The 12,625-nt window shown below is 49.5% G+C and carries 11 protein-coding genes and 2 pseudogenes; all 13 read left to right on the top strand.

The window, feature by feature from the left end; translation table 11 throughout:
• The first annotated feature begins 57 nt into the window (after nt 1-57).
• The gene (locus DWZ16_RS12635) at nt 58-1,029 is read left to right on the top strand and encodes an ABC transporter permease (RefSeq protein ID WP_107000588.1); all 972 of its coding nucleotides are present in this window, start codon (nt 58-60) and stop codon (nt 1,027-1,029) included.
• A gap of 18 nt (nt 1,030-1,047) precedes the next feature.
• Complete coding sequence (locus DWZ16_RS12630) at nt 1,048-2,547, top strand: sugar ABC transporter ATP-binding protein (protein ID WP_117796233.1); 1,500 nt, start codon at nt 1,048-1,050, stop codon at nt 2,545-2,547.
• 10 nt (nt 2,548-2,557) lie between these two features.
• The gene (locus DWZ16_RS12625; protein ID WP_107000586.1) at nt 2,558-3,529 is read left to right on the top strand and encodes an ABC transporter permease; all 972 of its coding nucleotides are present in this window, start codon (nt 2,558-2,560) and stop codon (nt 3,527-3,529) included.
• A gap of 32 nt (nt 3,530-3,561) precedes the next feature.
• Entirely contained in the window at nt 3,562-4,674 is a 1,113-nt protein-coding gene (locus tag DWZ16_RS12620; RefSeq protein ID WP_107000585.1) for a GntR family transcriptional regulator, read from the top strand.
• Nucleotides 4,675-4,697: 23 nt separating this feature from the next.
• Nucleotides 4,698-6,137 (top strand): L-arabinose isomerase, encoded by a 1,440-nt coding sequence (gene araA / locus DWZ16_RS12615; RefSeq protein WP_118522974.1) that lies wholly within the window; start codon nt 4,698-4,700, stop codon nt 6,135-6,137.
• Between the two features lie 161 nt (nt 6,138-6,298).
• A pseudogene (locus DWZ16_RS12610) lies at nt 6,299-7,905 on the top strand (FGGY-family carbohydrate kinase).
• 3 nt (nt 7,906-7,908) lie between these two features.
• The gene (locus tag DWZ16_RS12605; protein ID WP_107000582.1) at nt 7,909-8,607 is read left to right on the top strand and encodes an L-ribulose-5-phosphate 4-epimerase; all 699 of its coding nucleotides are present in this window, start codon (nt 7,909-7,911) and stop codon (nt 8,605-8,607) included.
• A 246-nt stretch (nt 8,608-8,853) separates the two neighbouring features.
• The gene (fsa, locus tag DWZ16_RS12600) at nt 8,854-9,510 is read left to right on the top strand and encodes a fructose-6-phosphate aldolase (RefSeq protein WP_022358583.1); all 657 of its coding nucleotides are present in this window, start codon (nt 8,854-8,856) and stop codon (nt 9,508-9,510) included.
• A gap of 135 nt (nt 9,511-9,645) precedes the next feature.
• Entirely contained in the window at nt 9,646-10,113 is a 468-nt protein-coding gene (rimP, locus tag DWZ16_RS12595) for a ribosome maturation factor RimP (RefSeq protein WP_118468290.1), read from the top strand.
• A gap of 23 nt (nt 10,114-10,136) precedes the next feature.
• Nucleotides 10,137-11,339, top strand: coding sequence for a transcription termination factor NusA (nusA, locus tag DWZ16_RS12590; RefSeq protein WP_118522973.1), 1,203 nt, complete (start codon nt 10,137-10,139; stop codon nt 11,337-11,339).
• A 140-nt stretch (nt 11,340-11,479) separates the two neighbouring features.
• A pseudogene (locus tag DWZ16_RS12585) lies at nt 11,480-11,706 on the top strand (YlxR family protein).
• Nucleotides 11,693-12,001 carry a L7Ae/L30e/S12e/Gadd45 family ribosomal protein gene (locus DWZ16_RS12580; protein ID WP_107000578.1) on the top strand — a complete coding sequence of 103 codons (309 nt, stop codon included), beginning with the start codon at nt 11,693-11,695 and terminating at the stop codon, nt 11,999-12,001. Before DWZ16_RS12585 ends, DWZ16_RS12580 begins: the two are co-directional and overlap by 14 nt.
• A gap of 73 nt (nt 12,002-12,074) precedes the next feature.
• The coding region (locus DWZ16_RS12575; RefSeq protein WP_182427367.1) for a translation initiation factor IF-2 N-terminal domain-containing protein at nt 12,075-12,625 on the top strand (551 nt) is incomplete at its 3' end.

Raw genomic sequence — 12,625 nt, 5'->3', positions numbered from 1 at the left:
GCCGGTCTTTTCTTTAAAGAAAAAAGAAACTGAGCAGTTATGAATGAGGTATAAAATATGGGTTCTTCTGTTGTTGAAACAACCGGAAAGAAAAAACTTTCGGGAACTGCCAAGGGTTATATCATCCTGGTGGGTTTGGTAGTGCTTTCCTGGGCGATTTTTAAAGCTTTGACGCCGGGCAATTTTGGTTCTCCGGCCAATATGCTGAGTTATTTTCAGGCCAGCCTGATCGCGACGGTTGGCGCTGTTGGTTTTTACTTTGTTATGGTTATGGGTATGTTCGATTTCTCCATCGGCGCGAACATCATGCTTTCAGCGATTGTAGGCTGTGTATTTGCCTCTCGTTTCGGCATGGGATATGCCGGTCTTATCATCGGCAGCGTGCTGACTGGTACGATTGTCGGACTTTTAAACGGTGTTTTTTATGTAAAACTCCGTATCCCGTCCATGATTGTAACGACGGGTCTGGCTCTTATCTATGAGTCGGTTGCCAACTACATCGCAGGCGGCGTGGAGCAGACGCTTCCGTCCAACCTCCGTGCATTCGGACAGATGCCGTGGAACATTATTCTGGCACTTCTGGCATGTGTGGCAGCTTACATTTTCTTAAATTATACAAAGATTGGTACGTATACATATGCGATCGGCAGCAACGAGTTCGTAGCGAAAAACATGGGTATCAATGTTAATAAGTACAAAGTACTTGCATTTATCTTAAGCGGCGCATTTTTAGGCGTTATGGCGATTTTAACGATCAGCTACGGTTCCTCCATGGTAGCGGTAACCGGTATGGCGTCGATGAGCCGTAACTTCGTTCCGACGATGGGATGCTTCTTCGGTCTGGCGTTTAAGAAATATGGCATGCCGCTGCAGGCGATCGTCATCGGCGAGTTTGTTATCAACATTATTTTCTTTGGTTTCATCGCGATGGGCGCACCGACAGCGATCCAGGACGTTATCACGGGTCTGGCACTGTTAATTATCATCACGCTGACCACAAAAGCGGAAAAAGGCGAGATTGTCAAGTAAATCGAGGGAGGAAATGCAATGAGCGAGGTAAGATTACAGGTAAAAAATCTTTGCAAGTCCTTCGGTATCACGAAGGCAGTTCAGAATGTGTCTTTTAATGTCAATAAAGGCGAGGTTCACGCGCTGATCGGAGAGAATGGTTCCGGTAAATCGACGCTGACCAACATGCTGACCGGCATCTACAGTATCGGAAGCGGTACCTTCATTCTGGATGGGAAAGAGATTCATCCGAAGAATCAGGTAGAAGCCAACAACGAGGGTGTTTCTATCATCGTACAGGAGTTAGGAACCTTGTCAGGACTTACAGTAGCGGAAAATATATTCCTGGGACACGAAGATCAGTTCGTACATATGGGAATTAAAAATACAAATGCCATGAATAAAAAGGCGACGGAGCTTCTGAAACAGTACGGCTTCGAGCGTATCAAGGCGGCAGACATTATCGACAACTACAATTTCGAGGACCGGAAACTGGTCGAGATCGTAAAGGCGACCTACTTCAATCCGAAGATTGTTGTCATTGATGAGACGACCACGGCACTTTCCCAGGAAGGTCGTGAAGAACTTTACAAACACATGAACCGCATCCGTGAGAGCGGCAACACAGTCATCTTTATCTCCCATGACCTTCCGGAGATTCTGGATAAATCCGATACCATCACAATCCTGCGGGATGGTGTTTATATCGACACTGTAAAGAGCAAGGATGTGACCGAGGACGATCTGAAACGTCTGATGGTAGGTCGTGAGGTAACCGGTGATTATTACCGTGCAGACTACGGCGAGAAGGTATCGGATGAAGTGGTTCTTTCAGTGAAAAATGTGACGGTTCCGGGACTGATTGAGGATGTGTCTTTTGACCTTCACAAGGGCGAGATTCTGGGCTTCGGCGGTCTGTCTGAGTCCGGTATGCATGAGATCGGCAAAGCAATCTTCGGCGCATCCTATGACAGAACCGGTACGGTAGAGCTGGCAGACGGAACGCAGATTAACGATATCCCGAGCGCGATCAAGCACAGCATCGCGTATACATCGAAGGATCGTGATAATGAGTCGGTCGTTTTAAACCAGAGCATTGGCGACAACATCTGCCTGCCGTCCCTGGATTCGCTGGCAAACAAGATTCACCTGTTGAGCGATAAGAAATTAAGAGAATTTTCCAACCAGTTTGCAAAACAGATGTCCGTCAAGATGGTAAACGTAAACCAGTTTGTTTCGGAGCTTTCTGGTGGTAATAAGCAGAAGGTCGTTCTGGCAAGATGGATTGGAAAAGATTCCGATATTGTCGTTCTCGACAGTCCGACCCGTGGTATTGATATTAAGGTTAAACAGGACATTTACCAGTTAATGAACCAGATGAGAAAGAATGGAAAATCGATTATCATGATTTCCGAGGAGCTGATGGAGCTGATTGGTATGTGCGACCGCATCATTATCATGAAGGACGGCAAGATCAGCGGTGAGCTGGAACGTGATGAGGCGATGGATGAGAACAGCCTGATCACGATGATGGTATAAGGAGGATGCAATGGAGAATCAAGTTAAGACAAGTACGGAAAATAAAGAGCAGCAGCTCAAAAAGTTATCAAAAATGACGATGATCCGTTCGCTTCTGCCGATTGCGGGACTGATTATTATCTTTCTTATGTTCAATGCCCTGACGAATTTCCGGATGATGAATAACCTTCCTCTGGTACTTTCCCAGGTGTATGTCACTATGATTTCGGCAACCGGCGTATTCTTTATCATGACGATGGGCGGTCTGGATTTCTCCCAGGGTTCCATCCTTGGTATTGCATCGATTGTTGTCTGCATGGTTTCCAAGACCAGCATTCCACTGGCGATTGTGGCAGGTATCGCGGTTGGTGCAGCGATCGGTGCCATCAACGGTTACTTCTATGTATACCGCAAGATTAAATCCTTCATCGTTACGATTTGTACGATGTTCTTATTCCGTGGATTTATCAAATATCTGACGACCAACGCGCCGGTAGCCGGCTCTGCGATGTTAATCAACTTCGACAGCACTGAATTAAAGCTGGCTTGTACGTTGGTGGTCCTGATTATCGGATTTATTTTATTCCGCTTTACCAAGTTTGGTACTTATTTAAAGGCGATCGGAGCAGGTGAGAAAGCAGCGATGTTCTCCGGCATCCGTACCGACCGCATGAAGTTCCTTATCTACACACTGGCAGGTGCGATCACAGGATTTGCCGCATTTATCAATGTTATCAAGGTTGGTTCGGTTACTTCTTCCGGTGGTAACCAGCTTGAGACCCAGATCCTGATTGCACTGGTACTGGGCGGTATGCCGATTTCCGGTGGTGCGAAGGTACGTTTTGAGAATATCATCGTTGGTTCTCTTCTGTACATCGTCCTGAACAGTGGTCTGACGATGATGGGCTTTACCACACAGATGATGCAGCTCATCCAGGGTGTTGTATTCCTGATATTCGTAGCTGTATTCGCAGACCGTCAGTCTCTGCAGGTTATCAAATAGGACAGACAAAAGCGACATCTGGAGGTTACAGTATGAGGGAGAACAGCAGCCGGAATCAGGGTGGACTTAAATATCAGAAGCTCTACAACTGGGGTCGGACGCTGATTATGAGCGGGGTGCTCCGGAATATGGACAAGTTTCCATCCGAGCATATGCTCCAGAATAAATTTGGATACTCCCGCCAGACGGTCCGCAACGCGCTCGACCGCCTGGAGCAGGACGGGCTGATTGCCCGGGTCAAGGGAAGCGGCACATACGTTTCCTATGCGCCGGAGAAGGATAAGGAAGAACGTCCCCGCATCGGACTGATTCTCAGTTATTTTTCAGATTACCTGTTTCCGCAGGTGTACGAGGGAATCGAGTCCGTCCTGCGGGAGGAAGGTTATGAGATCAGCGTTTCGGTCACGCGTAACCGCTTAAATGATGAGGCCCTGTATCTCAAGGGGATGCTGGGGCGCAATGTGTCCGGACTCATCATCGAGGGGACGCGTTCCAGTTTCCCGAATCCGAATCTGCGGCTTTACAAGGAGATACGGCGGAGAAATATTCCGACGCTGTTTATTCACAATCATTACCAGAATGAGACGTTTGACAGCGTGGAGATGTCGGATGCGCGCGCGGGCTATGAGTTGACGCGGATTTTGATACAGAACGGACATACCCGGATCGGCGGTATTTTCAAATACGATGACTGGCAGGGGATCGAGCGTTACCGCGGCTTTATCGAGTGCCTGTCGGATTTCGGGATCGATTTCCAGGAGGACTGGATCCGCTGGTATTCGACCCGGGATATGGAAGAGAAATTAAGCAAAAAAGGACTCCAGCGGATGTACCGCCGGACGAAGGACTGTACCGCGATGATCCTCTACAACGACGAGGTAGCGGGCAGCTATATGGATTTTTTAAAGGACCGCGGACTGCGCGTGCCGGAAGATATTTCCCTGGTATCGTTTGATGATGCCGGACCGGTGCAGGAGGGGGATCTCACGATCTTGTCCGTGATTCATCCCAAGTACAATCTTGGGCGGCTGACAGCGCGCAATCTTCTGCGGATGATAGAGGATTCGGACTGGCAGGAAAAGAAGTATTCGTACCGGTTTCCGGTGATGTTTAACAACGGAAATTCGGTTCGGGATATACATTGAAAATGACAAGGAGGCAGATTAAAATGAAAAAGTTATACTTTATTGTGGGTTCCCAAGACTTATACGGAGAGGAATGCCTGAAACAGGTTGCAGAAGACAGCCGTCAGATGGTTGCATTCTTAAACGAAAAAGTGGGCGATCTGGCAGAGATCGAACTTCTTCCAACCGTAGAGACTTCTGAAATCTGTATTCAGGATATGCGGAAAGCTTCCAATGATGATGACTGTGTCGGCGTTATCACATGGATGCACACCTTCTCCCCTGCAAAAATGTGGATCAAGGGTCTGCAGGAATTAAGAAAACCGCTGCTTCATTTACATACACAGGCAAATGAAAAGCTTCCGTATGATGAGATTGACATGGATTTCATGAACCTGAATCAGTCCGCACATGGCGACCGTGAGTACGGCTTCATCGTTGCCAGAATGGGTATTCCGCATGAGGTTGTAGCTGGATATTACAAACATGATGATGTGGTAGCAAAGATCCGCCAGTTTGCATCCGTTGCAAAGGCTATCTCCTACTCCAAGTCCTTAAAGGTGGCTTCCTTCGGCAACAATATGCGCGAGGTGGCGGTTACCGACGGCGACCGCGTAGAGAGCCAGATCAAATACGGCTGGGAGTGCAACTATTACGCACTGGGCGATCTGGTTGGCATCATCAACCAGGTAACCGAGGAAGAGATCGACGCGAAGATGAAAGAGTATACCGATAAGTATACAATGAAGACCGACCGAATTGATTCTGTCCGCGAGCAGGCTAAATATGAAGTAGGTCTGGAAAAATTTCTCTCCGCGAACGGAATCGGCGCATTCGCTGATACATTCCAGGATCTGCACGGCTTAAAGCAGCTTCCGGGTATCGCAGCACAGAACCTGATGGGCAAAGGCATCGGCTTTGGTCCGGAGGGCGATTACAAGATTTCCGCTCTGTCTGCAGTCCTGATGAAGATGTCCGAGGGCAAAGAGGGAGCAACCGGCTTTATCGAGGATTATACCTACGATCTGACTCCGGGACAGGAGTTAGAGTTAGCTTCCCATATGCTGGAGGTTCCGCCGGCATTTGCAGCAACCAAACCGGAGATTGATGTAATTCCGCTGGGTATCGGCGGCAAGGAGGATCCGGCAAGACTGATCTTCGACGGCGTGACCGGCGATGGTATCCAGGTAACGATGGTAGATATGGGCGATCATTTCCGCATCATCTGTGCAGATATCGAGCTTGTAAAACAGCCGAAACCGATGCCAAAACTTCCGGTAGCGAGAATTATGTACCGTCATAAACCGAACTTCCAGATCGGTACGGCTGCATGGTGCTACGCAGGCGGCGCTCATCACTCCGTTGTATCTACCGCTCTGACGAGAGATGACATCGCTATGTTCGCGCGTCTGACCGGTACCGAGTTAATTACAATCGGCGAAGATACGACAGAGGCTGATTTACAGAAATTCTTTATGAAATAATAGGGCGTTTGAAAGATAAAAATTTTTGAAAAAGACGTAACTGCATAAGTTTTTGCCACAACTGTGAAAATAGAATAGTTATGAATGACGGGGCGTGCCGCAGCCAAGGGGATGAAAATTCCGGCGGCGGTGCGCTTTTTGCTACAATGAGGAGGATGGATATGGGCCGCAGTGCGGAAGAGATCAAGAAAGACATAGAGAGCGGAAATACAGCGCTCGGAATTGAATTTGGTTCGACCCGAATCAAGGCAGTCTTGACGGACGGCACGACCGCGCCGATCGCGCAGGGGAGCTATGAGTGGGAAAACCGTCTGGAAAATGGTATCTGGACCTATTCCCTGGAAGATATCTGGAAAGGCTTAAAGGACTGCTATGCGGATCTGGCTGCCGATGTGAAGAACCAATACGGTTTAACGCTTAAAAGGGTTGGTGCGATGGGCGTCAGCGCCATGATGCACGGCTATATGGCATTTGATGCGGACGGAAAACTGCTCGTTCCGTTCCGTACCTGGAGAAATACGATGACCGCCGAGGCAGCAAGACGCCTGACGGACCTGTTTAACTACAATATCCCGCAGAGATGGAGTATTGCACACCTGTATCAGGCGGTGATCAACGGCGAGGAGCATGTATCCCGCGTGCATTTTCTGACCACCTTAGCCGGATATGTACATTGGAAACTGACCGGTAAGCAGGTACTTGGCGTCGGCGATGCTTCGGGTATGTTCCCGATCGACCCGGCAACCGGACAGTATGATGCTGAAATGCTGGATAAATTCGAAGAAATGATGGTTCCGAAGGGATATCCGTGGAAGCTGCGCGACCTTCTGCCGGAGGTTCTGAGCGCTGGCGATGAGGCGGGAAGCTGACTGAGGAAGGCGCGAAGCTGCTGGATGAGAGCGGCAATCTGGAAGCTGGCATTCCGCTGTGCCCGCCGGAGGGCGATGCAGGAACCGGTATGACTGCAACCAATAGTGTGGCAGTCCGCACCGGTAACGTATCTGCCGGAACTTCCGTATTTGCAATGGTTGTTCTGGAAAAGACTCTGGAGACGGTTCACCAGGAGATTGACATGGTAACTACGCCGGACGGTCATCTGGTCGGCATGGTCCACTGCAACAACTGTACCTCCGATCTGAATGCCTGGGTAGGTCTGTTTGAAGAGTTCTATGAGCTGATGGGTCAGAAAACAGACCGCAACACCCTGTTTGGAACCCTGTACCGCAAGGCGCTTGAGGGCGATGAAGATTGCGGAGGACTGATGTCCTACTGCTACCTCTCCGGCGAGCCGATCACCGACTTCGAGGAGGGACGCCCGCTGTTTATGCGCCATCCCGACAGCAAGCTGGGACTGGCAAACTTCATGCGTACCCACTTATACAGTTCCCTGGCAACCCTGAAATATGGTCTGGACATTCTGTTCAAGGAAGAGCACGTGACACTGGATAAACTGATGGGTCATGGCGGATTCTTCAAGACCAAGGGTGTTGGACAGCGTATCATGGCGGCAGCGGCTGACGTGCCGGTATCCGTTATGGAGACAGCCGGTGAGGGCGGTGCCTGGGGTATCGCGGTTCTGGCGGCGTACCGCAAGGATAAGAAGCCGGGACAGAGCTTGTCCGATTACTTAAATGAGCAGGTATTTGCAGATGCAAAGGCGGAGACGATGGAGCCGGATGCAAAGGATGTCGAGGGCTTCAATGCGTTTATGACAAGCTATATCAATGGTCTGGCTGCCGAGAGAGGCGCCGTAGAAGGAAGGTTTTAATCGATGCTGGAAGAATTAAAAAAAGAAGTATACGAAGCCAATATGCTGCTTCCGAAATACGGTCTGGTTACTTTTACCTGGGGCAATGTTTCCGGGATTGACCGTGAGAAGGGGCTGTTTGTCATCAAACCGTCTGGCGTGGACTATGACAAACTGACGCCAGATGATATGGTTGTCATGGATCTGGAAGGAAACCGCGTTGAGGGAACGCTGAATCCGTCCTCTGATACAAAAACCCACCTGATTCTTTATAACCGTTTTCCGAAGATCGGCGGCGTGGTTCACACGCACAGCCCGTGGGCGACTTCCTGGGCGCAGGCGGGACGCGACATTCCGTGCTACGGAACGACCCATGCAGATTATATCTACGGTTCCGTTCCATGCGCGAGAAACTTAAATGAGGAAGAATTAAAGAATTATGAGTGGAACACAGGCGTGCTGATCGCAGATTTGTTTGAGGAGAGGAAGCTCGACCCGATGGCGGTGCCATGTGTGCTCTGCAAGAACCATGGACCGTTTACCTGGGGCAAGGATGCCCATGAGGCGGTTCACAACGCGGTTGTACTCGAGGAGGTTGCCAAGATGGCGGCGCGCTGCGAGATGATCAATCCGGATGTGAAGGAAGCGCCGCAGTGCCTGCAGGATAAACATTATCTGCGCAAGCATGGCCCGGGGGCGTATTACGGACAGGGGAATTTGTAGTTACTGTTCCCGGGTAGGCACTTTTGAAACCGAAAGTGCCGTAAGAAAACGTGGTGGCAGCAGAAATTTGCCGTATTTAAATACGAAGCCACGGCAAATTCCGTTACTGGGCACATATGCGTGAACAGTAACAATTTGTAAAATATAGATACAAGTATGGAAATAGATGGGACAAGTATGGTATACTTATGCATAGTAGATATAGGAGATACTGGCTATCTATTAAAAATTAGGAGGATATGGGAAATGAAATTTTTTATTGATACCGCGAATGTTGATGAGATCCGTGAAGCGAATGATATGGGTATTATCTGTGGCGTTACCACAAACCCGTCTCTGATTGCAAAAGAAGGTCGTGATTTTAATGAGGTTATCAAAGAGATCACCAGCATTGTAGACGGACCGATTTCCGGTGAGGTTAAGGCTACGACTGTGAAGGCAGAGGATATGATCGCCGAGGGTCGTGAGATCGCTAAGATTCATCCGAACATGGTTGTTAAAATCCCGATGACTACCGAGGGCTTAAAGGCTGTGAAAGCTCTGTCCGCTGAGGGCATCAAGACCAATGTAACCCTGATCTTTACTGCCAACCAGGCACTTCTGGCTGCAAGAGCAGGCGCTACATACGTTTCTCCGTTCTTAGGCCGTCTGGATGACATCTCCACCAACGGTACAGACCTGATTTACGATATCGTAGAGATCTTTGACAATTATCCGGAGATTTCCACCGAGATTATCTGTGCTTCCACCAGACATCCGATGCACATCATCGAGTGCGCGAAGGCTGGTGCTGACATCGCAACTGTTCCGTTCAAGGTTCTGATGCAGATGGTAAAACACCCGCTGACCGATGCTGGTATCGAGAAATTCAAAGCAGATTATGAGGCTGTATTCGGTAAATAAAGAGAAACAATAGGAAATACCTCTTGAACTTCCGAAAAAAGCATGTTATACTAGGTACGATAACATAATAGACTGACTGGAAAGAGTGGACAAAAAAGTCCACTCTTTCTAATTTCATAGAAAGGTGGTGGGGGTGTGGCAAAGGGAGAGCAGTACGAAGCACGGGTAGAGGCGTGGATCACGCCGGTTCTGGAGCAGCATCAGTTTGAGCTGGTTGATGTGGAGTATGTCCGCGAGGTCGGCGTCTGGTATCTGCGGTGCTACATTGACAAAGAGGGCGGTATTACCGTTGATGACTGCGAGGTAATCAGCCGTCTGCTTGGTGAATGGCTGGATAAGGAAGATTTCATCGAGGACAGCTACATACTGGAGGTGAGTTCTCCGGGACTGGGACGTCCTCTGAAGAAAGAGAAAGATTTTGCAAGAAGCATCGGCAAAGATGTGGAGATCCGCCTGTATAAAGCGATCGACAAACAGAAGGAATTTACAGGAACGCTTACGTCCTATGACGCAGATTCTGTGACAATCACGATGGAGGACGGCAGCGAGCGTACATTTGAAAAATCAGAGATTGCTTTGATTCGTTTAGCCTTTGATTTTTAGACGGTAGGAGGAGATAAAATAAAATGAATAAAGAGTTGATTGAGGCAATAAATCTGCTGGAAAAAGAAAACAATATCAGCAAAGATGTTCTTTTAGAAGCAATTGAAAATTCTCTGCTGACAGCATACAAAAACAATTATGGCCGGGCAGATAATGTCAAGGTAAACATCAACCGTGAAACAGGAGATTTTTCCATCGTGGCAGAGCGTGAGGTTGTGGAGACCGTAGAGGATCCGATGACCCAGGTAAGCCTGGCAGAGGCAAAGCTCTTAAACAGCAAGTATGAGCTGGGCGACATCGTTCAGTTCTCTGTCAATTCCAAGGAGTTTGGACGTATCGCCGTTCAGAACGCGAAGAATGTTATCTTACAGAAGCTTCGTGAGGCAGAGCGCAACGCCCTGTATGAGGAGTGGCACTGCAGAGAGAAAGATATCGTAACGGGTATCGTACAACGCTATGTAGGACGCAACATCAGCATCAACTTAGGCAAGATCGACACGATCTTGAACGAGAGTGAGCAGGTAAAGGGCGAGGTATTCAAACCGACCGAGCGTATCAAACTGTATGTCATCGAAGTAAAAGAGACACAGCGCGACCCGCGTATCACCGTATCCAGAAGCCATCCAGATCTGGTAAAACGCCTTTTTGAGTCTGAGGTTGCCGAGGTCCGAGACGGTACCGTAGAGATCAAGGCGATCGCACGTGAGGCAGGTTCCCGTACGAAGATGGCAGTCAGCTCCAACGACCCGAACGTCGATCCGGTCGGTGCATGTGTCGGCTTAAACGGCGCGCGTGTCAGCGCGGTTGTCAATGAGCTGCGCGGTGAGAAGATCGATATCATCAACTGGGATGACAACCCTGCATTCCTGATTGAGAACGCGTTAAGCCCGGCAAAGGTTATCCTGGTTGCAGCAGATGAGGAAGCACGCGAGGCACAGGTGATCGTTCCGGATTACCAGCTTTCTCTGGCAATCGGTAAAGAGGGGCAGAATGCACGCCTGGCAGCCCGCCTGACCGGCTTCAAGATTGATATCAAGAGCGAGACACAGGCAAGAGAGTCCGGTCTTTTAGATGAGCTTGAGAGCGGTTATGAGGAAGGCTTCGAGGGCTACACCGATGACCCGCTGATCAGCGTGGCAGAGGAAGACGCAGCCGAGGCAGCAGAAAATGAGACGGCTGAGGCACAGAAGAGCCGGCAGCGGAGCAGGAATAATCCTGACAGATAATGTGCGGGGATGCTGATTTCGGGCGGAACGAGCAGATTTGGCAGAAAGAAAGCAGCAGAACCGGGATTTGACAGAAATGGAAGTGATAGACAGTGGGAGCAAAGAAAGTGCCGCTCAGACAGTGCATCGGATGCGGAGAAATGAAGAGCAAAAAAGAAATGATCCGCGTTTTAAAGACAGCCGACGATACGATCGAGATTGACGCGACAGGCCGTAGGAATGGACGCGGCGCCTACCTCTGTCCTCGATGGACTGCTGGAAAAAGGCGGTAAAGAGCAAAGGACTGGAGCGGTCGCTCAAGATGGCGATTCCGAAGGAAGTCTATGAGGCGCTGGAAAAGGAGATGGAGCAGTTTGGAGAATCGTAAAAAGGTGCTGAATCTTCTGGGACTGGCGACGCGCGCCGGTAAGACGGCAAGCGGCGAGTTCATGACCGAGAAAGCGATCAAGAGTGGAAAAGCGTATCTGGTGATCGTTTCAGAAGAAGCGTCAGATAATACAAAAAAGATGTTTGAAAATTCATGTGCATACTACAAGGTTCCCGTGTACCAGTTCGGCATGAAAGAAGAGCTGGGACACGCGATGGGAAAAGAGATGAGAGCGTCTCTGGCCGTTTTGGATTCCGGTTTTGCAAAGGCGTTAAGAGAGAAGTTAGATGATTAACGCTTTTCTGGGCGGGCTCTTTTAGGAGCTTATGCAGAACGGGAAGGCAGTGCCGGAACGGAGGTAGCAAAACATGAGAGTTAATGAGTTGTCAAAACAGATTGGCAAATCAAATAAAGAAGTTTTAGAGATACTGCAGAAAAATCATTTTGACGTAAAAAGCCATTCTTCCAAGGTGACGGAGGAACAGGCAGAAGCAGTCAGATGTTTCCTTGCAGGAGCAAAGAGACAGACGACAGCGTCAAAGACAGATACAGGAAAGGCGGAAACAAATCGAGTGGAAGATATAAAGAAAGAGCCGTTAGAGGCAGAGAAGAAAGAGGCGGAGAAGACAACTGAGCCGCCGAAAAAGCGGATTGCAGCGGTTTATCGTCCGCAGAACAGCGTACAGAGAGGAAGCCGTCCGGCAGGCAAGGCCAATACAGGAAACGCAGCCAAGACCGGCGCACCGGCAAGCCGTCCGGCAGCAGCAAGTGCAGAGCAGACCGCAGAGCCGGCTAAGAGCGCAGCTCCAGCGGAGAACCGTGATGGACAGAGAAGCGGCTATCAGGGAAACCGCGACGGCCAGAGAAGCGGCGGCTATCAGGGAAACCGCGACGGCCAGAGAAGCGGCGGCTATCAGGG

Origin of the sequence: Clostridium sp. AF29-8BH, from assembly GCF_003478145.1 — a bacterium.
Classification (GTDB): Bacteria; Bacillota; Clostridia; order Lachnospirales; family Lachnospiraceae; genus Otoolea; species Otoolea fessa.
The sequence above is the reverse complement of the archived record's forward strand: the minus strand, read 5'-3'. Positions and strand labels throughout refer to the sequence as shown.